Here is a 19980-nt window from a genome sequence, read left to right as displayed (position 1 = left end):
TGCCCCGCCCGGCGGCACCGCCGGGCAGCGCCCGATCCGCCCCCACGGGCGGGCGCTTCGCACCAGCCCTCGGATCGGGCGCTGCCCTTAGTTACTTATCAAGTACATTTCGTCTGCAATATATATTGCAAAATTTGAAATCCATTATTTTCTGTTTTCCCATGTTGAAACCAAAAATTGCGCCATAGAACCAGCAAGGTTTACCGCAAGTTCAGCATGCCTGGTTTGTGGTTTAACAGGGCGCTTTCCTTGTCCGTGAGAGTCTGATATTTTATTTCTTAGTGAGCCAAGTGATCCAACTATATTTTGGCAGCTCCCCAAAATTGTTTTAAAGACATCTTCGGTATGCTGGCTTGGAGATAAATTAAGTAAGGTCGAACAATCAGCCCAAAGCTTTGGCAAATTTGCATCTGCTTTATATGGGGTCTCGGTATCATCGAGAATATATTTACAAACAGATTCCAACAGAGTTCTCGCAAGAGTTATCGCACCTTCGGGGTCGTTTTTTGTTCGCTCAAGCGCTTTATCCCATATTTCGGGAATATGCCCCGGTGTGAATTTTGAAAAAACTTCGCCAACAGTTGTTTCATGTGCGGAACTGTTTGAATTTTCCAGGTAATCAAGGAGGGGCGAAAACTCTTCATACAAATATTTTCGACGTTCTGCATAGGTTGGAAACTTGTCTTTGATGTGCTCCCAAAACTGTGAAAGGTCTCTTTTGGTTCGCAAAAAGTCAGGCGCAATATTCCGTGTGCCTACGTTTTCAATCAGTTCTTTTCTAAATGCTTTGTATAAATTACCCCCATTCTCAAGTGCAAAAGACCCATCTGTGGCCGCGGCAATTAAGCCATTTTGAAGAGCTGTTGCTCTATCAAACGCACTTTCAGGGATATCAATTCCTTGCTCAATCAAATCGCTATAATACTTGTTTATCACAGCCCTTACCGCCCCGCCTTCTCCTCGATCCCCGACATGCCTTCGCGCCGCTCCAGCTCGGCCAGAACATCTGCCAGCGCCACGTCGCGGGACGCAAGCATCACCAGCAGGTGATAGAGCACATCGGCGGCCTCAGAGGTCAGCGCCGCACGGTCGCCTTTGACGGCCTCAATGATCGCTTCCACCGCCTCTTCGCCGAACTTCTCGGCGCATTTCTCCGGCCCTTTGGCCAGCAATTTTGCCGTCCATGATGTGTCGGGATCAGCCCCTTTGCGGGCTTCAATCGTCGCGGCCAGTTGTTCAAGTGCGTTCATGTCAGCCTCATCGGGATGCCTGCGTTGGCCATGTGTTGTTTGGCCTCGGCAATGGTGTAGGTGCCAAAGTGGAAGATGCTGGCGGCCAGCACGGCGGATGCCCCACCTTCGGTCACCCCCTCGACCAGATGGTCCAGCGTGCCGACCCCGCCCGAGGCAATCACCGGCACCGGCACCGCGTCCGAAATGGCACGGGTCAGGGGCAGGTTAAAGCCCTGTTTGGTGCCGTCGCGATCCATCGAGGTCAGCAGGATTTCTCCGGCGCCATTGGAGACCACCAATTTGGCGAATTCCACCGCGTCAATCCCCGTGGCTTTGCGCCCGCCGTGGGTAAAGATTTCCCATTTGCCGGGGCGTACCGTTTTGGCGTCGATCGCCACCACGATGCACTGGCTGCCGAAATGGTTGGCCGCATCGGCAATCACATCGGGGTTGGCCACGGCGGCGGAATTGAACGACACTTTGTCGGCGCCCGCCAACAACAGGTTGCGCACATCATCCGAGTTGCGCACGCCGCCACCGATGGTCAGCGGCATGAAGCATTGCTCGGCCGTGCGGGTGGCCAGATCAAACATAGTGCCGCGGTTTTCATGGGTGGCCTTGATGTCCAGAAAGCACAGCTCGTCAGCACCTGCGGCGTCATAGGCCCGCGCGGCGTTCACCGGATCACCGGCGTCGATCAGGTCAACGAAATTCACGCCTTTGACAACGCGGCCATCGGCGACGTCAAGGCAGGGTATGATACGGGTTTTCAACATGCCCCTGTCATAAAAGGCCAGCGCGCCGGTGACAATGGCGGGTTTGCACCGGATTCGGTTTTGTTGCAGGTAGGGGGTTATTTGCGGCCTTTGCGTCTCTTCCAGATGATGAAAATTATGGCCACCAGAACCAATGCGCCAACAAAGACTATGCCTGCAATATCATTGCCAAAGCCATAGCTATAACCGCCTGTGGCTTCGGCTGATGCGATGGCGGGGGATAGGGCAAAAAGCAGGGTTAACAGATATTTCACAATATATACTCCGATAAAACAATTCCGAGGATGATGACGGTTTATGAAAGGGAGTCAATAGCGACAGGTGCTGCCTATAACGCATTGATCGTCGGCGATTTATTGCGTGATCACGGGGAAGTTATGTAAACTGTTTTGACAGAAGCCGGTGCATTGACGAGGGTCGCACAGATACGCGCACCCCAACCTGATACGGAGTTTATCAATGTTTAAATTTGCCCTTGCTGCCGCCATTTCGCTGGCGGCCACCCTTGCCAATGCCGAAATCATCAAAGTTGCCAGCCCCTATTCGGTGGCTGAATCGCTGGACCGTTTGACGGGGGTAGTTGAGGGGGCGGGGGCCAAGGTGTTTGCCCGTGTGGAGCATGCCAAAGGCGCCAAAATGATCAACGAGGAACTGGATCCGATGGCCCTGCTGATCTTCGGCAAACCCGAGGTGGGCACGCCCGCCATGCAGATGAACCCGCTGGCCGGTCTGGTTTTGCCCGCCCGTGTGCTGGCCTATCAGGACGCTGATGGCAAGGTGTGGCTGGCCTATGAAAACCCCGCCGACATGCTGGCCCCATATGACATTCCGGCAGATGCGCCGATCGTGATGAAACTGACCAAGGTGCTGGGGGCGTTGACAGGCAAGGCTGTGGCTGAATAGCCGTTCTTTATCCCGTCGCATTTTCGGTCAGGAAGTTCCGGTATTTGCGGCGGGTGATCCATTCGGCAATTCCCATCAACAACAATGCAGGCAGGCAGATAACGACAAGATAGGCGGTGCCCGGAAAAAAGATCACAAACAGATAGCCGCCGATTTTATCAGGCAGGTGATTGCATTTTACCGGTGACAGCAACCCGCTGTGACACCACGCCATTTCATAGGCCTGCCAGGCGACCAGAACCGTAACGGCCACAATGCAAATCACTATAATCCCGAAAGCCACGGCCTTGTTTCGCAGGAACAGGGTTTTTCTGGCAGAGTGGCGGGGATGGGTGGTAACGAAGGCCCAGATTACCAGCCCCAGCATCGGCGCGGTCAGCAGAGAAACCATTACTATTGCTTGCGTGTCCATACGGGCGCTCCTGTGGCGGCAGCCTTTCGCAGATTGCATGACGGGTCAAGGCGAAGCTAGAAAAACGCCCCGACCAGCCCCATCACCGCCATATAGCGCAGGGTTTTCGAGATTGTGACCAGCAACAAAAACAGCGCAAAGTTCATCCGCATCACACCGGCTGCCACGGTGATAGGGTCACCTATGATCGGCACCCACGCCAGCAGCACCGCCCATTGCCCCCAGCGGGTGAACCAGCCCCGTGCCTTGTTCAACGCGGCTGGGGTGGCGGGGAACCATTTGCGGTCTTGGTAGTGCAGGGCAAGGCGCCCCAAGCCATAGTTCAGCACCGACCCAAGGATGTTGCCCGCACTGGCCACCAGTAGCAACGTCAGGGTGGTGTGTTCGGACAGCGAGGCCATAGCCACCAGCGCGGCTTCGGAGCCGCCGGGCAGCAGGGTGGCGGCCGAAAAGGCCAGCAGGAACAGGGCGGTGAGAGAGGTCATGATGACTAAGGTTTGCTCCTGTCTGGTGGGAATTCAGGTGTCGGTAGGGAGGTCCCGCATCGGGTGCGGGGCAGGGGTCAGTCTCGCAGTAGCGCCAGCGCCGCATCCAGATCAATCGCTCCGTCATAGAGCGCGCGGCCTGAAATAGCCCCGTTCAGCGGCGCGCCACAATCGCGCAGGGCTACAAGATCGGCCATCGAGCTGACCCCGCCCGAGGCAATCACCGGAATATCCACTGCATTTGCCAGCGCCGCGGTGGCGGTCACGTTCGGCCCCTGCATCGCGCCGTCGCGGTTGATGTCGGTGTAGATGATCGCGGCCACGCCTGCGTCCTCGAACGAGCGCGCCAGATCGGTGACCATCACGTCGGTTTCCTCGGCCCAGCCCTTGGTCGCCACGCGCCCGTCGCGGGCGTCGATGCCCACGGCCACCTTGCCGGGAAACGCCTTGGCGGCCTGGCGCACCAGATCGGGGTTTTCCACCGCCACAGTGCCCAGAATCACCCGCGCGATCCCCTTTTCCAGCCACATTTCAATCGTCGCCATATCGCGGATGCCGCCGCCCAGCTGGGCGGGCACATCGGTGGCGGCAAGGATGGCCTGAACCGCTGCGCCGTTCACGGGTTCACCGGCAAAAGCGCCGTTCAGATCCACCAGATGCAGCCATTCGCAGCCGGCATCCTGAAAGGCGCGCGCCTGCGCATCGGGGCTGTTGCTGAACACGGTGGATTGTTCCATGTCACCCCGGATCAGGCGCACACAGTTTCCGTCTTTCAGGTCAATCGCGGGGTAAAGGATCATGGTGTCAAGCCTTGCTTTGCAGATGTTTCAGGCGCTGTTTTGCATGAAGCGGCGGGAAATGCAAAGCATTGGGGCGACCCAAGGTAAGACTTGCCATAGATGCAAGTCCTGCGCAGGATGAACAGAATAATCCATGGGAGGAAACAAAATGAGAAATCTGGGACTAATATCTGCGTTTGCAATCGCACTGGCGGCCCCCGCATTTGCCGATCCGGTCGAAGGCATCTGGAAAACGGCAAAAGACGACAACGGCAATTTCGGCCACATCAAGGTTTCCATGTGTGGAGACAGGATATGCGGGGTTCTGGTCAAATCCTTTGACAGCAATGGCGACCCGCTGGAATCGGAAAATATCGGCAAGCGGATCATCTGGAACATGGTGCCCGAAGGCGACGGCTATTACGACAGCGGCAAGGTCTGGGCGCCGGACCGGGACAAGACCTATAGTTCCAAGATGACAATGAACGGCAACAAACTGACCATCAAGGGCTGTGTTTTCGGGATTTGCCGCAACGGCGGCACCTGGGTGCGGATTAAATAAGCCGTAGCATTTTAAGGCAATGTTGCTTGCTGTGATACCCGTATTTTCGGATACTGTTGTTTTCGGCGTTAACCGGATATTGTGGGCCTTGTTTTTATTGGTAAAATGAGGCCCTGTGATGAAAATATCCAGTGTTGTCGTGGCTCTGGCGACTGTTGTTCCAACATTTGCCATGGCTGATCCTATCTATGGTCTTTGGAAAACAGTGACCGAGAACAATGAATACGCCTATGTCGAAATGGCCCCATGCGGGGCAGATATTTGCGGAACCATCACAAGAACCTTTTCGAACGGTAAAGAAGTCAAGTCCGATCTGTTGGGCAAGACGGTTGTCTGGGAATTAAAGCCGGCAGATACTGGCATGTATAACGGCGGACGCATCTGGCGGCGCTTGAACGGCAAGACCTATAATTTGAAAATGACGCTGTCGGGGAACAGTCTGGAGATACAGGGGTGCTTTCTGGGTGTTTGCCAGAGCGGAGGAACGTGGAAACGCGTCAGGTAGGCTTCCACGTCAGAAAATTCGAGATCAACCGCAGCCCCGCGCTCTGGCTTTTCTCGGGGTGGAACTGCATCCCCAGCATATTGTCGCGCCCGATGATGGCGGTGATATCGCCGCCGTAATCCACATGTGCCAGCCGTTGTGTCGGATCATCCACCACGTATTTGTAGCTGTGCACGAAATAGGCGTGGTCACCGGTAGAGACACCGTCCAGCACGGGGTGCGGATTGTCGATCACCAGATCGTTCCAGCCCATATGCGGCACCTTCAGGGCGGGGTCTGATGGCGTAATCTTCACAATCTCGCCGCCAATCCAGTCAAACCCTTCGGTGTTCTCGTATTCGCGCCCCCATGTGGCCATCATCTGCATACCGACGCAAATGCCCAGAAACGGGCGGCCCTTGTCGATCACCATTTCGCGGGTGGCCTCGAACAGGCCGGAATGGTCGAACAGGGCCTTTTTGCAGGCCGGAAAGGCGCCGTCACCGGGCAGAACGATACGGTCGGCGCGCAGCACGTCGTCAGGGTTCGAGGTGACAATCACCTCGCCCGCATTCACCTCACCTGCCATCCGTTGAAACGCCTTTTCGGCGGAATGCAGATTGCCACTTTCATAGTCAATCAGAACCGTCAGCACCTAGAGCATCCCTTTGGTCGAGGGCACAGCATCGGCCTTGCGCGGGTCGGTTTCCAGCGCGATGCGCAGGGCGCGGGCCACCGCCTTGAACGCCGCTTCGGCGATGTGGTGGCTGTTGAAACCGTGGATCATATCAATATGCAGGGTGATGCCGCCGTGGGTCGCCAACGCCTGAAAAAACTCGCGCACCAGTTCTGTGTCAAATGTGCCGATTTTGGCGGTGGGCATGTCCACATTCCACACCAGAAACGGGCGTGCGGACAGGTCCAGCGCACAGCGCACCTGTGCATCATCCATCGGCAGGTGGCATTCACCATAGCGCCGGATCCCCTTTTTATCGCCCACAGCAGCAACCAGGGCCTGACCCAGCGCGATGCCCACATCCTCGACCGTGTGGTGGTCATCAATGTGCAGATCACCTTTGGCACGCACGGTCATATCCACCAGTGAGTGGCGCGATAACTGGTCCAGCATGTGGTCAAAAAACCCGACACCGGTTTCATTGCTGTATTGGCCAGTGCCATCCAGATTGATTTCAACCGAAATATCCGTTTCCGCCGTTTTGCGGGTGATTTTGGCTGTGCGCATTGTCGCCTCCAAAAAATGGTTACAGGGGTTCTATAGGCGGGGTGGGGGCTGAATCCAAGCCATATGCGATGGTTCTTGTGGCGGGTGCGGTTTTCATGCCAACTTGCGCCACAACCGCAATAAAGGAGATCGCCATGACAACCTGTGTATTTGTTCAGCTACGCTGCCGCCCGGGCAAGACCTATAAGGTGGCACAGGAAATCATTGCCCGCGAAATCCATTCCGAACTGTATTCGACCAGCGGCGATTTCGATTTGATGTTAAAGCTGTATACCCCCAAAGATCAGGACATCGGCAAATTCATTTCCGACAATCTGCTGGATATCAAAGGGATCAAACGGTCGCTGACAACGCTGACCTTCAAGGCATTTTGAGGCCCATCATACCGGCATTATCAATGTGTTCGTCCGAGAACGCATCCAGCAGGGTGGTATAACGCATCCGTGCGTCGGTGATCTGGCTGTAGGATCCGACAATATCGCGGATCGGACCGCCCAGACGTTCCAGACCGGAAATGAAGGCAAGGATCACGCCGACATCGACCGTGCCCTGAATGGCCATATAGCCACCAAAGGTGATGACACCGAAAGGGCCAAGCGAAATCAGCAGGTTGTTGATGGTTTTCATTATGTTTTTATTGACGATGAAACGGGTGCGCAGGCCCAGAATGTCCTCGACCAATGTGTTGAACAGCGGTGGCGGATCGGCGTTGCGCAGGTCTTCTTCAGGGTTTTCCATGATAAATGACCCCAGCTCGCGCATTTTCAGGGATTTCTTTTGTGACAGGCGGTTCATGCGGGCCTGAAAAAACGGCACGATGAAAAATTGCGGGGAATAGAGTGCCAGCGCGATCGAGGCGACCACAGGTTCGACCCAGAACATGTAACCCAACACAGAGACCAGCGTGCCAATTGCCAGCAGCGGGCCGGAAATGGCGGAACCGGCAAAACCGCCCAGTTTTTCCACTTCGGATGACAGCATCGAGACCACGGCCCCTTCGTCAACATGTTCGACATCCGCGGGTTTGGTTACGGGGTGCAGTTTGGGCACAAAGGTATACATGCAGAAAAACACGGATTGGCGCAAAGAGCGCACCACGCGGGCCGAGATCAATTCGCGCTGGGTGCGCATGGCAAATTTGAAGCCGGCGGCGACAAACATCGCCAGCAGATAGAATCCCGCCAGTTTGAACAGCAGGTCCGTATCCTTTTGCAAAATCGCATCGTCCAGAATCCGGCGCTGCAATTCCAGCGGGATCGGGGCCAGTGGCAACAGGACCAAGGTCAGGGATATCACAATGACTTGTTGCCAAAGGGATTTCTGGAAGATGTAGCGATAGACAGAGTTGGGCATTTTTTCCATGCTGTTTGGTGGCATGGGGGCGGGGTGGCGACAATCAAACACTTTTAACGATGGTGTGATCAGCGAGGGGTGGAACAACAAACGGCGCCAACCGAAGATGACGCCGTTTTGTTTCCAATTGGAGCGGGCGATGAGATTCGAACTCACGACCCTAACCTTGGCAAGGTTATGCTCTACCCCTGAGCTACGCCCGCTAACCAATCGTGAGGCGATATATAGCGCCGGTTTTGCGGGCTGCAAGAGGGAAATGAAGGGATGATGAAATTTTTATTTGCGCGCAGGGTTTGTTTTCAATTTCAGCATTGGCAGGATATGCGAAAAATCGGGGATGGTTTGCGGTGGGGAAAGGCTGTTTTCACAGGGATTGCAAAACAGCATGGCATAGCCATGGACCAGCGCCCAGACCATGATCTCCGTGCTGGCGTTATCGCCATTTTCATCCGCGAAGGGTTCGCAGGCCTGTTGCAGGATTCGGTAAGAGGCGATTGAGTCGTGTTCCAGTTCGGTTGCGGTGGTTTTATCGAGCGTCTTAATGTCCAGATTATGCGGTTGGAACATGAATTTGAAAACTGCCGTGTGCTGGCGAGAGAAAGCGATATAGCCATCACAGATTGCCGCCAGTTGCGCTTGTGGATCGGATTTAGCTGCCTTGCGATAGTCGCACATGGTTTGGGCAAACATACGGTATCCGCGCGCAATAATTGCCGCCTTCAGGCTGGGTAAGCCATTGAAATGATGGGCGGGTGCGGCGTGTGATACGCCAGCATGCCTTGCGCATTTGCGAAGGGTCAGGGCATCCGGCCCGCCTTCTTCCATCAGTTCCAGTCCGGCCCTGATCAGGGCTTCGCGCAGGTTTCCATGATGATGCGGGCGGGGTTGGTCTGTCATGGGGGTAAGGTATCAGTCATCTTGACAGTGTCAAGGTTCAAGGGTTAGCGTGGATAAATTGACAGTGTAAAGTTAGGAGCAAGGCGATGGCCAAGAGCCGAATACCGATTGTAGTTATGGCCGTGCTAAGTGTGCTTATTGCGGTAATGTCTTACCGGTTTGCGTTTTTGACACTTACGCTTTCGTTTCCGGACATGCTGGGCCATCTGGAACAGCGGCCGCTGGCGTTCATCCTGCATATTTCGGCATCCCCCATTGCTCTGGCGTTGGGCGCGATGCAGTTTTTTCCCCGGCTGCGGTCACGTCGACCAGGATTGCATCGCTGGATCGGGCGGATTTACGGGCTGGCAATTCTGGTTGGTGGTGCGTCGGGTCTGCTCGTTGCGCTTGGGGCGAAGGGGGGCATTGCCGCCAGTTCCGGTTTCGCGCTGCTGTCGCTATTGTGGATCGGGATCACGGCAAATGCTGTCCGGCTGGCAATGGCCGGACGGATCGCCGAACACCGGCGCTGGATGATCCGCTCGTTTGCCCTGACCTTTGCTGCGGTTACATTGCGGTTGTATCTGCTGGGTTTCATGGCCGGTGGAATGAGCTATACTGAAGCCTCCCCCTATCTTGCATGGATGTGCTGGGTTCCGAATCTGTTGATTGCGGAAATGATCCTGCGGCGGGCCGGAGCAAGGTTCGTCCAGTACCGGCAAACGCTGTGAGGGGGCCAAAAAGAAAAGACAGGGCGTTGCCCTGCCTTTGCTCTATTCTTTAATTGGCGCTTGTTGCTGCGGGAGTGGTCAAAAGGCGGCTGTATGTGTGCATGGCGACAGCAGGATGCCTGCGGCGCGGATATTTGGCCAAAAGAGAAGGGCTACTCCAGCTCCACCAGCAGGTCTTTGGCATCGATCTGCCCGCCCGCCTGCACATGCAGCGCCTTGACCACCGCGTCGCGTTCGGCGTGGATGCCGGTTTCCATTTTCATGGCCTCGATGGTCAGCAGCAGGTCGCCCTCGTGCACCTGCTGGCCCACTGTCACCGCCACGGTGGCCACCACGCCGGGCATCGGGGCGCCGATGTGGTTCGGGTTGCCTTCCTCGGCCTTGGGGCGCTGGGCGGTTTGTGATTTGATCAACCGGTTGGGCACGCGGATGGTGCGGGGCTGGCCGTTCAGTTCGAAAAACACTTTGACGTCGCCGTCCTCGTTGGTTTCGCCCACCGCCTGCAGGCGGATTTCCAGCGTTTTGCCCGGGTCGATTTCGGCGGTGATTTCCTCGCCCGGTTCCATGCCGTAGAAAAAGGCACGGGTGGGGAGGGTACGCATGGGACCGTATTGGCGGTGGCGACCCATGTAATCCAGAAACACCTTGGGATACATCAGGTAGCCGTTCAGGTCCTCGTCATCCACTTCGAAGCCTTCCAGTTCCTTGGACAGATCAGTGCGGGTCTGTTCCAGATCGACGGGCGGCAGGTGCGCGCCGGGGCGGGATGTGTCGGGTTTTTCGCCTTTCAGCACCTTTTTGATCAGCGCCTTGGGAAAGCCGCCGGGGGGCTGGCCCAGATTGCCGCGCATCATGTCGATCACGGAATCCGGGAAGGATACGTCGGTATCGGGGTCTTCGACCTGTTCGCGGGTCAGGTTCTGGGACACCATCATCAGCGCCATATCACCGACCACCTTGGAGGAGGGCGTGACCTTGACGATATCACCGAACATCCGGTTCACGTCGGCATAGGTTTGCGCCACCTCGTGCCAGCGGTCCTCAAGTCCGAGTGAGCGGGCCTGTGCCTTCAGGTTGGTGAACTGGCCGCCGGGCATTTCGTGCAGGTAGACCTCGGAAGCTGGCGCGGCAAGGCCTGATTCAAACGCCACATACTGGGCGCGCACGGCCTCCCAGTAATCGGAAACCTCGCGCACAAGGGCAATGTCCAGTCCGGTGTCGCGGTCGGTATGGCGCAGGGCCTCGACGATCGAGCCAAGGCAGGCCTGCGAGGTGCCGCCCGAGAATGCATCCATGGCCACGTCCACCGCATCCACGCCCGCGTCTGATGCGGCAAGGATGGTGGCCCCTGCGATGCCGGATGTGTCGTGGGTGTGGAAATGGATCGGCAGGCCGACTTCTTCTTTCAGCGCCTTGACCAGCACCGTGGCCGAGGCCGGTTTCAGCAGGCCGGCCATATCCTTTAGCCCCAGAATATGCGCGCCTGCCGCTTTCAGGTCTTTGCCCATCGCCACATAGTATTTCAGGTCGTATTTTGCGCGGTCCGGGTTCAGGATGTCGCCGGTATAGCAGATGGTGCCTTCGCAAACCTTGTCGGCGGCAATCACCGCATCCATTGCCACGCGCATGTTTTCAACCCAGTTGAGCGAATCGAACACGCGGAACACGTCCACACCGCTGGCCGCGGCCTGTTTGACAAAGGCCTGCACCACATTGTCGGGGTAGTTGGTATAGCCAACGCCGTTGCTGGCGCGCAGCAGCATTTGTGTTAGCAGGTTGGGCATGGCCTTGCGCAGATCGCGCAGGCGTTGCCACGGGCATTCCTGCAAGAAGCGGTAGGCCACATCAAATGTCGCCCCGCCCCAGCATTCGACCGAAAACAGTTGTGGCAGGTTGGCGGCATAGGTGGGGGCAACGCGGATCATGTCGATGCTGCGCATCCGTGTGGCCAATAGGGACTGGTGCCCGTCTCGCATGGTGGTGTCGGTCAGCAGCAGTTGCTTTTGCGCGGCCATCCAGCCGGCCACCGCTTGCGGGCCTTTTTGTTCCAGCAGGGTGCGGGTGCCCGGGGCGGGATCGGCCTGCGGGGCAGGGGGATGCGGGGTTTTCACCTGTGCCGAGGGTTCGGCGCGCCCTTCAGTCTCGGGGTGACCGTTCACCGTGATATCGGCGATATAGGTCAGGATTTTGGTGGCGCGATCGCGGCGTTTCTTGAATTTGAACAACTCGGGCGTGTTGTCGATGAATTTGGTGGTATAGCTGTTGTCCAGAAAGGTCGGATGGCGCAGCAGGTTTTCGACAAAGGCGATGTTGGTCGATACGCCGCGCACACGGAATTCGCGCAGGGCGCGGTCCATCCGCCGGATCGCGGCATCGGGGGTCTGGGCGTGAGCAGTGATTTTCACCAGCAGGCTGTCGTAATAGCGCGTGATCACCCCGCCCGCATAGGCCGTGCCGCCGTCCAGACGGATGCCCATGCCGGTGGCCGAGCGGTAGGCGGTGATACGCCCGTAATCGGGGATGAAATTGTTTTGCGGATCCTCGGTGGTGATGCGGCATTGCAGGGCGTGGCCGTTCAGGCGCACCTCGTCCTGACTGGCTTTGCCGGTGGCCTCGGGCAAGGATTTCCCTTCGGCTATTTTGATCTGGGCCTGCACGATGTCGATGCCGGTGACTTCTTCGGTGACGGTGTGTTCCACCTGCACGCGGGGGTTTACCTCGATGAAATGGAAGGTGCCGGTGTCCATGTCCATCAGGAATTCGACCGTGCCGGCACATTCATAGCCAACGTGTTTGCAGATGCGCACGCCAAGGTCACAGATTTCGGCGCGTTGGTCTTCGGTCAGGTAAGGGGCGGGGGCGCGTTCGACCACCTTTTGGTTGCGGCGTTGCACGGAACAGTCGCGCTCGAACAGGTGATAGATGTTGCCAGCCTGATCGCCAAGGATTTGCACCTCGACGTGGCGGGCGCGGGTGATCATCTTTTCCAGATAGCCCTCGTCATTTCCAAAGGCGGCAGCCGCCTCGCGACGGCCTTCCAGCAGTTTTTCTTCCAGCTCGTCCTCGGTATTGATCGCGCGCATGCCACGGCCACCGCCGCCCCATGACGCCTTGAGCATCAGCGGGTAGCCAACCTCGGCCGCCTGCTTGCGAATTTTGTCCATATCATCGCCCAGAACCTCTGTCGCGGGGATCACCGGCACGCCGGCCTCGATCGCCACATCGCGGGCGGATGCCTTGTCGCCCAACTGGCGCATGGTTTCGGCTTTGGGGCCGATGAATGTGATGCCCGCCGCTGTGCAGGCATCGACAAAATCGGGATTTTCCGACAGCAGGCCATAGCCCGGATGGATCGCGTCCGCGCCCGACATTTTGGCAACGCGGATGATTTCCTCGATGCTTAGATAGGCGGCGACCGGCCCCATGCCTTCGCCAATGCGGTAGGCCTCGTCGGCCTTGAAACGGTGCAGGCCCAGCTTGTCCTCTTCGGCAAAGACGGCGACGGTTTTCTTGCCCATCTCGTTGGCGGCCCGCATGATGCGGATGGCGATTTCACCGCGATTGGCAATCAGGATTTTGTTGAATTCCGGCATGTGGCCTCCCTGTGGGTCTGGTCGATGCGCCCCTGACGAAGGACAGGGTTTAAGGGGGTTGTAAGGTTTGGGAAAGGATTTGACTAGAGTGTGTCTTGGTTTGGGAAACCCGTTTTACCAAAACCGTCGATTTTCCAGCTCTCCCCGTCATTTCGCAGAAATGACAGCGCCCGACCTCCCCCAGGAGGGCGCTTTGGATACATCGCATTTAGTCGTTATGTGTGAGTGCCTGCACCCGCATCCATTGCAAACCCGTTGCGCCACGCGCCCACCAGGTCGGGCGCTGCCATTTCTGCGAAACCCATAGGTTATGAAGTCAGGACCAAAGGCGCTGTTTCACATCCGACAGGCGGCGCGCCCCGATCTGTCCCATGTTCGAGTCCAGATCGGCCCGCAGAATATCCACCACATGCGCGGCTCCTTTGGCGCCAAACGCTCCAAGGCCGTAATGAAACGCCCGCCCCAGCATTACGAAATCGGCCCCCAGTGCGATGGCCCGCAGAATATCCAGCCCGCCCTTGATGCCGCTGTCAAAGATCAGCGGATACTCCGGCCCCACGGCAGCACGGATCAGGGGCAGGGCGGTGATGCTGGCGGGGGCACCGGCAAACTGGCGCCCCGCGTGGTTCGACACCCAGACGGCATCGGCACCTTCGTTTTGCAGGCGCTGGGCGTCCTCGGCGTTCAGCACGCCCTTGACCACCAGCGGCCCGTCCCATTCGGCGCGCAATTCGCGCAGGTAATCCCAGTCGGGCGAGGTGCGCAGTAGATAGCCGATATGTTCGGTGGACGACAGCGCGGCGGCGGATTTCTGATAGCTTTCCATCAGTCGCAAACGCGGCATCCCGTGTTTCAATGTGCCAAGCGCCCACGCAGGGCAACGCGCCACCTGCGCCAGCAGGCGCGGCGTCAGACGCGGCGGATTGGTCAGCCCGCTGCGCACCTGCCGTTCGCGGCGGCTGGCGACGGGCACGTCAACCGTCAGCACCAGCGTGTGGAAACCGGCCGCTTTGGCGCGGTTCAGGATGTCGGCGCGGATCACCGGATCACGCGGGGGATAGAGCTGGAACCAGCCCTGATCGCCGATGTGGTCTGCCACCGCCTCGGGCGGCTGGCTGGCGACGGTGGACAGGGTGTAGGGAATGCCGGTTTGCGCGGCCAGTGCGGCCTGCACCCGTTCCGCATCGGGCCAGATCAGCCCCGACATACCCACCGGCGCAATGCCAAAGGGCAGGGGGTAGCTGCGGCCCATCAGGGATGTGGTCAGATCGGCGGTGAATTCGCCATGCAGGACGCTGGGTTTCAGCAGAATGTCGTCAAGGGCGCTGCGATTGCGATGCTTGGTCGCCTCGTCGCCTGTGGCGCTGTCCAGATACTCCCACACGAAATGCGGAATGCGCTTGCGGGCGCGGTGGCGCAGATCGGCAATCGAAGGGTGGGTGCTGTGCAGGGTCATGAGCAGAGTGTTAGCGGGTTGCGGGGGAGGGGGGAAGACCAACCTATCCACTTGTCCCCGTCATTTTGCAAAAATGACAGTGCCGTTCATCAGGCTTACGCGGCCCCGCAGGGGCCACGGTCCTTCTTCACTCCCCATGGAGGGCGCTATGCAACGGTGCAACTGGTTAATATGCTTGAAAACAAACAACTGTTCTATCCTCGAAAACCATGTCGTCCTGCGCCCACCAGGTCGGGCGCTGCCATTTTCACAAAACGGGCTTGTTTCTCGCATGGCATCCTGGAATGCCTTCAGAACATAATATGAACACCCCTTTATCTCGCCTGCCATATGGTTTACCCACGTCGCCATGAGCCATTCTGACGATATCCCCGCCCCGACCGGCCTTGCCGCCCGCGCGATGGCGGCGCGCCCTGCGCCCTATCTGGACGGGCTGAACCCCGAACAACGCCGCGCGGTCGAGGCGATGGACGGGCCGGTCCTGATGCTGGCAGGGGCCGGCACCGGCAAGACAAAGGCGCTGACCGCGCGGATCGTGCATTTGCTGAACACCGGCCGCGCCCGCCCGAACGAGGTGCTGGCCGTGACCTTTACCAACAAGGCCGCGCGCGAGATGAAAGACCGCGTGGGGCAGATGCTGGGCGAAACCGTGGAAGGCATGCCGTGGCTCGGCACCTTCCATGCGATTTGTGTCAAAATATTACGCCGCCATGCCGAACTGGTCGGGCTGAAAAGCAATTTCACCATTCTGGATAGGGACGATCAGATCCGCCTGCTGAAACAGCTGTTAGCGGCGGCGAATATCGACGACAAACGCTGGCCCGCCCGCGCGCTGGCTTCGGTGATCGACGGCTGGAAGAACCGCGCATGGACGCCGGACAAGGTGCCGGCAAGCGAGGCGGGCGCGTTCAACAACATGGGGGGCGAGCTGTATGCCGCCTATCAGACCCGCCTGAAAACCCTGAACGCGGTGGATTTCGGCGATCTGCTGTTGCATGTGGTGACGATTTTCCAGCAACACACGGATGTGCTGGAACAATACCGGCGCTGGTTCAAATATATCCTTGTGGACGAATATCAGGATACCAACGTCGCCCAATACCTGTGGCTGCGGCTGCTGGCGGGCGGGCACCGGAATATCTGCTGCGTCGGCGATGACGACCAGTCTATCTATGGCTGGCGCGGGGCCGAGGTGGGCAATATCCTGCGGTTCGAGGCCGATTTCCCCGGTGCGGTGGTGGTGAAGCTGGAGCAGAACTATCGTTCGACCCGTCACATCCTTGGCGCGGCATCTGGCGTGATTGCCGCCAACGAGGGGCGGCTGGGCAAGACGCTGTGGACCGAGAAGAACGAGGGCGAGAAGGTGCGGCTGATCGGCCATTGGGACGGCGAGGAAGAGGCGCGCTGGATCGGGGACGAGGTCGAGGCGATGCAGCGCGGCACCCGTGGGCAGGCGCCTGTGTCGCTGGACGATATGGCCATTCTGGTGCGGGCCAGCCACCAGATGCGCGCCTTCGAGGACCGGTTTTTGACCATCGGCCTGCCGTACCGCGTGATCGGCGGGCCTCGGTTTTACGAGCGGATGGAGATCCGCGACGCGATGGCCTATTTCCGCGTTACGGTTAGCCCCGAGGATGATCTGGCGTTCGAGCGCATTGTCAACACGCCACGGCGCGGGGTGGGGGACAAGGCATTGCAAACCATCCAGCGGGCGGCGCGGGACAACGGTGTGCCGTTGCTGATGGCCACGCGGATGCTGCTGGAAGCCGGCGAGATCAAGGGCAAGGCCAAGGGGGCGTTGCAGGCGCTGGTCGGCGCTTTTGCGCGCTGGGCGCGGGTGGCTGCGGATGAAAACGCCAGCCATGTGGTACTGGCCGAGGTGATCCTCGAGGAAAGCGGCTATACCGACATGTGGCTGAAGGACAAATCGCCCGAAGCCCCGGGGCGGCTGGAAAACCTGAAGGAACTGGTCAAGGCGCTGGAGCAGTTCGAGAACCTGCAAGGGTTTCTGGAACATATCGCGCTGATCATGGACAATGCCTCCGAGGATTCCGAAGAAAAGCTGACCATCATGACCCTGCACGCGGCCAAGGGGCTGGAATTTCCCGCCGTGTTCCTGCCGGGCTGGGAGGACGGGCTGTTTCCCAGCCAGCGCAGCATGGATGAAAGCGGACTAAAGGGGTTGGAGGAAGAAAGGCGGCTGGCTTACGTTGGTATTACGCGGGCCGAGGAGCTGTGTACGATTTCCTTTGCCGCCAACCGGCGGGTTTACGGGCAGTGGCAAAGCCAACTGCCCTCGCGGTTCATTGACGAATTGCCCGAAGAACATGTCGAGGTGCTGACCCCGCCGGGCCTTTATGGCGGCGGATACGGGGCGGCGTCGCCCAGCGTGGCGATGGAGGGCAAGGCGCAGCGGGCGGATGCCTATAATTCACCGGGCTGGCGACGGATGCAGGCGCGCAAGGCAGGGCATGGCATGGGGCAACCGCGCGAGGCCAGTAAAGCGGTGATCGACATCACGGCAAATGCGGCGTTTTCCAAGGGGGAACGGGTGTTCCATCAGAAATTCGGCTATGGCTATGTGATGGGGATCGAGGGTGACAAGCTGGATATCGAATTCGAGCGCGCCGGTGCCAAAAAGATCGTTGCGCGCTTTGTGGTGCCGGCGGATCGGGCCGATGACGTGCCGTTTTGATCCGGTTTCGCCGGGCTGACGCCCGTCGACCCGCGCTTCGCCCCTGTCGGGGCTCGCGCAGGATGCCTTCAGCGAAGGTATTTGGAGCAAGAAGAAGATATGGTCCTTCTTCTTGCCCGAAATACCTCTGCCAGCGGCATCGCCCCGAAGGGGCCAAATATAGTGTGTGCCGCAGGCACGCCTTTGGGTCAGGACGTCAGGATTGGATACAAGGTGGCCACCAGCAGCAATCCGGCGGTGATGTTGAATATCCGCAACCGGCGCGGGGTGTTCAGGAAACGGCTCATTTGCTGGCCCATCATCACCCATAGGGATATGGCGGGCAGGTTGGTAAGGCCGAAAACCACGGCCACCACCACGATATCGCCAAGCGTTGACGCGGGCGGGGCGTAGACGCCCAGGGCGGTCAGGGCCATGCTCCAGGCCTTGGGGTTGACCCATTGAAACGCCGCTGCCTGTATGAAACTCATTGGCTTGCTGCCGGTTTTGGCCCCTTTCGGTGGTTTGCGGTTGGAGCCGATTTTCCACGCCAGATACAGCAGATAGGACACGCTGACCACTTTCAGCACCGTATAGCTGACCGGATAGGCGTCAAACACCTGCACCAGTCCGGCCCCCACCAGCACCACCATGAAGACAAATCCGATCGACACGCCCAGCATATGCGGGATGGTGCGTTTCAGGCCGAAATTGGCGCCCGAGGCCATCAGCATCAGGTTGTTCGGCCCCGGGGTGATGGAGCTGACCAGCGCAAAGGCGATCAGGGCGAAGATCAGGTCGGGTGTCATTTCAGGTTGCCTTTGTTCCAGTCGTTCGGCAACTATGTTTGAAAACCGGCGCAATATTGCGTCTAATATCCATGATTACCGGAAAGAATAGCAACAGATGCCTGAAATAGATGCAAAAAGCGACGAAATATTGCGCGCCCTTCAGCGCGACGGGCGGATCAGCAATATTGATCTGGCCGAACGGGTGGCGCTGTCGCCCTCGGCCTGTTTGCGCCGTGTGCAGGAGTTGGAGCGACGCGGGGTGATCAAGGGCTACCGCGCCGTGGTGGACCGCGAAAAGCTGGGCAACGGGTTTTGTGCTTATGTGGCGGTGGGCCTGTCGGACCACACCAAGAAATCGCAAGAGGCGTTCGAGCGCTCGATGGCCTTGGCCCCGCAGGTGCGCGAGTGTCACAATGTGGCGGGGGTTTACGAATACCTGCTGCGGGTCGAGGTGCCGGATCTGGCCAGCTACAAGACCTTTCACACCGATATTCTGGGCACTGTGCCGCAGGTGAATTCGATTACGTCTTATGTGGTGATGGGGTCGCCAAAGGACGAGCGGGCTTGAGGGGGGGGGAGTGTGCGGGGGTGTTGGGTGCAGTTGGTTGCTGCGGAGAGGGTAAATGGCAGATATGCGGACGAAGCTGACTTTTATTGCGACCTTGCGAACGTCGGCTTTAGTTCCGCGTTGCTCATAAGGTTTATGTGGTGAAAGGTCTTATCAGGCACATAATGGCATTGATGCCACCCGTAGCATCCCATCTGCACTGGAGGATGATGTAGCCAAATCGAGACAGCGTTTCCTCATCTCTGAGGTTCGCTAGGTGAGGGAATTTTTCGAGATTGGATCGGCTGAAGTATTCGCCCTGCCTTGCTCCAAATGTGGCTGAGTCATCAGAGTATGTGCACGTCCAATTGTCACGATCAAAGACCGTGCAGTTTTCATATTTGTTAACAAAGTCTCCTACCTGACTGACCACCCTTTCATCTTGAACTCGATATTCAATCACCGCCCGTGGAATTAGTCTAGGCTTCCCTTCATCGGGGTCGTATTCGATCGCTTCAGAAGCTGTGTAAACTCTAAGAACTCCGCGATCAAAATTCAGATCGAAGAACGCCAAAAAAAACCAAGCCATAACAAACAAAAGCACAAATTTTCCCATGATGCCCATCTTTCCAAATACCACCCTCAGGCTATCCGGTAGCGAGCCCGTTTTGATCTTGGCACATTTTTCGGCTACCAGAAAGACAGTAGACATTCATGCAAGTCGCTGCAAATGGTAATATGGACTCTATTCCGACATTCCGTGCAGGCGTCCGAGATACGCGTGCCCTGACGCTCCCCAAGTTTTTCGGCTTTCTTGCTTTAGCAAAGAGTGCACCGATAGACGCCGATGATCGTCCGTGTTGTTTGGCGCATGTGCAATTCGCATAATATTGAAACAGATTTCCCACCGAACGCAGGTGCTTTGCACCCGCTGCCTCGGAGGTAAATCTGTTGCACTATTTTTATGAAATGCGAACCGCACTAAAAGAAACGGCAGCGCCCAGGGAGGAGGGGCACTGCCGTTCTGTTTTTGCGTCGGGCCTCAGGGAGGAGGAAAAGACCCTTCGCATATCCGGGGTAATA

22 protein-coding genes and 1 tRNA gene are annotated in these 19980 nt (G+C 57.9%); 7 read left to right on the top strand and 16 right to left on the bottom strand.

All coding sequences use genetic code 11. The features are described 5' to 3' along the window. Positions 1 to 144: 144 nt before the first annotated feature. The 4 genes from BAR1_RS10455 to BAR1_RS17980 form a co-directional block, all read right to left on the bottom strand. Positions 145 to 936, bottom strand: a complete 792-nt coding sequence (locus BAR1_RS10455; RefSeq protein ID WP_228408534.1) for an abortive infection family protein — start codon at positions 934 to 936, stop codon at positions 145 to 147. Between the two features lie 5 nt (positions 937 to 941). Beyond that, positions 942 to 1250 (bottom strand): phosphoribosyl-ATP diphosphatase, encoded by a 309-nt coding sequence (locus BAR1_RS10450; protein ID WP_118942968.1) that lies wholly within the window; start codon positions 1248 to 1250, stop codon positions 942 to 944. After that, on the bottom strand, positions 1247 to 2008 hold the full coding sequence (gene hisF / locus BAR1_RS10445) for an imidazole glycerol phosphate synthase subunit HisF (protein WP_118942967.1): 762 nt from the start codon (positions 2006 to 2008) through the stop codon (positions 1247 to 1249). Before hisF ends, BAR1_RS10450 begins: the two co-directional genes overlap by 4 nt. Positions 2009 to 2085: 77 nt before the next feature. Then, positions 2086 to 2262 (bottom strand): hypothetical protein, encoded by a 177-nt coding sequence (locus tag BAR1_RS17980; RefSeq protein WP_162891747.1) that lies wholly within the window; start codon positions 2260 to 2262, stop codon positions 2086 to 2088. Positions 2263 to 2467: 205 nt separating this feature from the next. Between BAR1_RS17980 and BAR1_RS10440 the strand changes: the two genes are divergently transcribed. Next, complete coding sequence (locus tag BAR1_RS10440; RefSeq protein ID WP_118942966.1) at positions 2468 to 2911, top strand: DUF302 domain-containing protein; 444 nt, start codon at positions 2468 to 2470, stop codon at positions 2909 to 2911. Positions 2912 to 2918: 7 nt separating this feature from the next. On the opposite strand, the gene BAR1_RS10435 is transcribed toward BAR1_RS10440, so the two are convergent. The 3 genes from BAR1_RS10435 to hisA all read right to left on the bottom strand — a co-directional run bounded on the left by BAR1_RS10435 (position 2919) and on the right by hisA (position 4608). Further along, entirely contained in the window at positions 2919 to 3323 is a 405-nt protein-coding gene (locus BAR1_RS10435) for a hypothetical protein (protein ID WP_162891746.1), read from the bottom strand. 56 nt (positions 3324 to 3379) lie between these two features. Continuing rightward, a complete protein-coding gene (locus BAR1_RS10430) occupies positions 3380 to 3808 on the bottom strand; it encodes a YqaA family protein (RefSeq protein ID WP_118942964.1) in 429 nt (142 codons plus the stop codon). Between the two features lie 77 nt (positions 3809 to 3885). After that, positions 3886 to 4608 (bottom strand): 1-(5-phosphoribosyl)-5-[(5-phosphoribosylamino)methylideneamino]imidazole-4-carboxamide isomerase, encoded by a 723-nt coding sequence (hisA, locus tag BAR1_RS10425; RefSeq protein WP_118942963.1) that lies wholly within the window; start codon positions 4606 to 4608, stop codon positions 3886 to 3888. Positions 4609 to 4756: 148 nt separating this feature from the next. On the opposite strand from hisA, the gene BAR1_RS10420 reads away from it, so the two are divergent. Together BAR1_RS10420 and BAR1_RS10415 are read left to right on the top strand one after the other, a co-directional pair. After that, positions 4757 to 5149 (top strand): DUF2147 domain-containing protein, encoded by a 393-nt coding sequence (locus BAR1_RS10420; RefSeq protein ID WP_118942962.1) that lies wholly within the window; start codon positions 4757 to 4759, stop codon positions 5147 to 5149. Positions 5150 to 5267: 118 nt separating this feature from the next. Beyond that, positions 5268 to 5654, top strand: coding sequence for a DUF2147 domain-containing protein (locus BAR1_RS10415; protein WP_118942961.1), 387 nt, complete (start codon positions 5268 to 5270; stop codon positions 5652 to 5654). Here BAR1_RS10415 and hisH read toward each other — a convergent pair. Beyond that, positions 5647 to 6288 carry an imidazole glycerol phosphate synthase subunit HisH gene (hisH, locus tag BAR1_RS10410; RefSeq protein ID WP_118942960.1) on the bottom strand — a complete coding sequence of 214 codons (642 nt, stop codon included), beginning with the start codon at positions 6286 to 6288 and terminating at the stop codon, positions 5647 to 5649. The two genes, BAR1_RS10415 and hisH, sit on opposite strands and share 8 nt — an antisense overlap. Beyond that, positions 6289 to 6876 carry an imidazoleglycerol-phosphate dehydratase HisB gene (gene hisB, locus BAR1_RS10405; protein ID WP_118942959.1) on the bottom strand — a complete coding sequence of 196 codons (588 nt, stop codon included), beginning with the start codon at positions 6874 to 6876 and terminating at the stop codon, positions 6289 to 6291. It lies immediately after the preceding gene. 134 nt (positions 6877 to 7010) lie between these two features. On the opposite strand from hisB, the gene BAR1_RS10400 reads away from it, so the two are divergent. After that, positions 7011 to 7250 (top strand): Lrp/AsnC ligand binding domain-containing protein, encoded by a 240-nt coding sequence (locus BAR1_RS10400; protein ID WP_118942958.1) that lies wholly within the window; start codon positions 7011 to 7013, stop codon positions 7248 to 7250. Here BAR1_RS10400 and BAR1_RS10395 read toward each other — a convergent pair. The 3 genes from BAR1_RS10395 to BAR1_RS17975 form a co-directional block, all read right to left on the bottom strand. Next, on the bottom strand, positions 7237 to 8229 hold the full coding sequence (locus tag BAR1_RS10395) for an ABC transporter ATP-binding protein (RefSeq protein ID WP_162891745.1): 993 nt from the start codon (positions 8227 to 8229) through the stop codon (positions 7237 to 7239). The two genes, BAR1_RS10400 and BAR1_RS10395, sit on opposite strands and share 14 nt — an antisense overlap. Positions 8230 to 8357: 128 nt before the next feature. Beyond that, positions 8358 to 8432, bottom strand: a tRNA-Gly gene (locus BAR1_RS10390). Between the two features lie 73 nt (positions 8433 to 8505). Next, positions 8506 to 9126, bottom strand: coding sequence for a TetR/AcrR family transcriptional regulator (locus BAR1_RS17975; RefSeq protein WP_162891744.1), 621 nt, complete (start codon positions 9124 to 9126; stop codon positions 8506 to 8508). Between the two features lie 86 nt (positions 9127 to 9212). Between BAR1_RS17975 and BAR1_RS10380 the strand changes: the two genes are divergently transcribed. After that, entirely contained in the window at positions 9213 to 9836 is a 624-nt protein-coding gene (locus tag BAR1_RS10380; RefSeq protein ID WP_118942956.1) for a DUF2306 domain-containing protein, read from the top strand. A 152-nt stretch (positions 9837 to 9988) separates the two neighbouring features. Here the strand turns inward: BAR1_RS10380 and BAR1_RS10375 are convergent, their stop codons facing one another. Next, positions 9989 to 13429, bottom strand: coding sequence for a pyruvate carboxylase (locus BAR1_RS10375; protein WP_118942955.1), 3441 nt, complete (start codon positions 13427 to 13429; stop codon positions 9989 to 9991). 316 nt (positions 13430 to 13745) lie between these two features. Then, positions 13746 to 14885, bottom strand: a complete 1140-nt coding sequence (locus BAR1_RS10370; protein ID WP_118942954.1) for an alpha-hydroxy acid oxidase — start codon at positions 14883 to 14885, stop codon at positions 13746 to 13748. A 349-nt stretch (positions 14886 to 15234) separates the two neighbouring features. Between BAR1_RS10370 and BAR1_RS10365 the strand changes: the two genes are divergently transcribed. Next, positions 15235 to 17580 carry an ATP-dependent helicase gene (locus tag BAR1_RS10365; RefSeq protein ID WP_118942953.1) on the top strand — a complete coding sequence of 782 codons (2346 nt, stop codon included), beginning with the start codon at positions 15235 to 15237 and terminating at the stop codon, positions 17578 to 17580. A 188-nt stretch (positions 17581 to 17768) separates the two neighbouring features. On the opposite strand, the gene BAR1_RS10360 is transcribed toward BAR1_RS10365, so the two are convergent. Then, positions 17769 to 18368 (bottom strand): LysE family translocator, encoded by a 600-nt coding sequence (locus BAR1_RS10360; protein ID WP_118942952.1) that lies wholly within the window; start codon positions 18366 to 18368, stop codon positions 17769 to 17771. Positions 18369 to 18465: 97 nt separating this feature from the next. Here BAR1_RS10360 and BAR1_RS10355 point away from each other — a divergent pair, with 97 nt between their 5' ends. Next, positions 18466 to 18918: an Lrp/AsnC family transcriptional regulator gene (locus BAR1_RS10355; RefSeq protein ID WP_118942951.1), complete on the top strand. Its 453-nt coding sequence runs from the start codon at positions 18466 to 18468 to the stop codon at positions 18916 to 18918. A 133-nt stretch (positions 18919 to 19051) separates the two neighbouring features. Here BAR1_RS10355 and BAR1_RS10350 read toward each other — a convergent pair whose 3' ends face one another. After that, entirely contained in the window at positions 19052 to 19609 is a 558-nt protein-coding gene (locus BAR1_RS10350) for a hypothetical protein (protein WP_118942950.1), read from the bottom strand. Positions 19610 to 19980 lie beyond the last annotated feature (371 nt).

Origin of the sequence: Profundibacter amoris (genome assembly GCF_003544895.1) — a bacterium.
Classification (GTDB): Bacteria; Pseudomonadota; Alphaproteobacteria; order Rhodobacterales; family Rhodobacteraceae; genus Profundibacter; species Profundibacter amoris.
Note: the sequence above shows the minus strand (reverse complement) of the source record. Positions and strands in the feature narration are given on the sequence as shown.

What these genes read in the sequence shown, in the direction of transcription:
- BAR1_RS10450 (WP_118942968.1), bottom strand. Translation starts at nt 1,250, where the DNA reads ATGAACGCACTTGAACAACTGGCCGCGACGATTGAAGCCCGCAAAGGG.
- hisF (WP_118942967.1), bottom strand. Translation starts at nt 2,008, where the DNA reads ATGTTGAAAACCCGTATCATACCCTGCCTTGACGTCGCCGATGGCCGC.
- BAR1_RS10440 (WP_118942966.1), top strand. Translation starts at nt 2,468, where the DNA reads ATGTTTAAATTTGCCCTTGCTGCCGCCATTTCGCTGGCGGCCACCCTT.
- BAR1_RS10435 (WP_162891746.1), bottom strand. Translation starts at nt 3,323, where the DNA reads ATGGACACGCAAGCAATAGTAATGGTTTCTCTGCTGACCGCGCCGATG.
- BAR1_RS10430 (WP_118942964.1), bottom strand. Translation starts at nt 3,808, where the DNA reads ATGACCTCTCTCACCGCCCTGTTCCTGCTGGCCTTTTCGGCCGCCACC.
- hisA (WP_118942963.1), bottom strand. Translation starts at nt 4,608, where the DNA reads ATGATCCTTTACCCCGCGATTGACCTGAAAGACGGAAACTGTGTGCGC.
- BAR1_RS10420 (WP_118942962.1), top strand. Translation starts at nt 4,757, where the DNA reads ATGAGAAATCTGGGACTAATATCTGCGTTTGCAATCGCACTGGCGGCC.
- BAR1_RS10415 (WP_118942961.1), top strand. Translation starts at nt 5,268, where the DNA reads ATGAAAATATCCAGTGTTGTCGTGGCTCTGGCGACTGTTGTTCCAACA.
- hisB (WP_118942959.1), bottom strand. Translation starts at nt 6,876, where the DNA reads ATGCGCACAGCCAAAATCACCCGCAAAACGGCGGAAACGGATATTTCG.
- BAR1_RS10400 (WP_118942958.1), top strand. Translation starts at nt 7,011, where the DNA reads ATGACAACCTGTGTATTTGTTCAGCTACGCTGCCGCCCGGGCAAGACC.
- BAR1_RS10395 (WP_162891745.1), bottom strand. Translation starts at nt 8,229, where the DNA reads ATGCCCAACTCTGTCTATCGCTACATCTTCCAGAAATCCCTTTGGCAA.
- BAR1_RS17975 (WP_162891744.1), bottom strand. Translation starts at nt 9,126, where the DNA reads ATGACAGACCAACCCCGCCCGCATCATCATGGAAACCTGCGCGAAGCC.
- BAR1_RS10380 (WP_118942956.1), top strand. Translation starts at nt 9,213, where the DNA reads ATGGCCAAGAGCCGAATACCGATTGTAGTTATGGCCGTGCTAAGTGTG.
- BAR1_RS10375 (WP_118942955.1), bottom strand. Translation starts at nt 13,429, where the DNA reads ATGCCGGAATTCAACAAAATCCTGATTGCCAATCGCGGTGAAATCGCC.
- BAR1_RS10370 (WP_118942954.1), bottom strand. Translation starts at nt 14,885, where the DNA reads ATGACCCTGCACAGCACCCACCCTTCGATTGCCGATCTGCGCCACCGC.
- BAR1_RS10365 (WP_118942953.1), top strand. Translation starts at nt 15,235, where the DNA reads ATGAGCCATTCTGACGATATCCCCGCCCCGACCGGCCTTGCCGCCCGC.
- BAR1_RS10360 (WP_118942952.1), bottom strand. Translation starts at nt 18,368, where the DNA reads ATGACACCCGACCTGATCTTCGCCCTGATCGCCTTTGCGCTGGTCAGC.
- BAR1_RS10355 (WP_118942951.1), top strand. Translation starts at nt 18,466, where the DNA reads ATGCCTGAAATAGATGCAAAAAGCGACGAAATATTGCGCGCCCTTCAG.
- BAR1_RS10350 (WP_118942950.1), bottom strand. Translation starts at nt 19,609, where the DNA reads ATGTCTACTGTCTTTCTGGTAGCCGAAAAATGTGCCAAGATCAAAACG.